Raw genomic sequence first — 398 nt, forward strand, 5'->3', positions numbered from 1 at the left:
TTATTTTCTTGCGGTGGCGGAAGATTTACATTTCGGCCACGCCGCCGAACGGCTGGGAATCACCCAGCCTGCACTGAGTCAGCAAGTCAGCAAGCTGGAGATGGAATTCGGCGCCACCCTGATCGAACGCACCAGTCGCACGGTCTCGCTCACCGAGGCCGGACGCGACGTACTGGGCCCGCTGCGGCGCTGCGTGGCCGCCTACGAAGAGGCGCGCGTCGTCGCGCGCCGGGCCCCGTCGAGCGGCGGCGAGGTCCTGCGCATCGGCTTCCCGCGCGGCGAGTCGAGCACCGTGCTGACGCCGTTCCTGCGCCGGATCGCCCACGGCGCCCCCGGCATCCGCATGGAACTCACCGACGTGCCCTGCGAGAGACAGGCGGCGGCCGTCCGGGAGGGCG

The 398-nt window shown here is 70.1% G+C and carries 1 protein-coding gene; it reads left to right on the top strand.

What is annotated here, in order from left to right; genetic code table 11:
• On the top strand, positions 1 to 398 hold a 398-nt coding region (locus tag TN53_RS48960; RefSeq protein WP_234441873.1), incomplete at both ends, for a LysR family transcriptional regulator.

It is taken from the genome of Streptomyces sp. WM6386 (assembly GCF_000972385.1).
Taxonomy (GTDB): domain Bacteria; phylum Actinomycetota; class Actinomycetes; order Streptomycetales; family Streptomycetaceae; genus Streptomyces.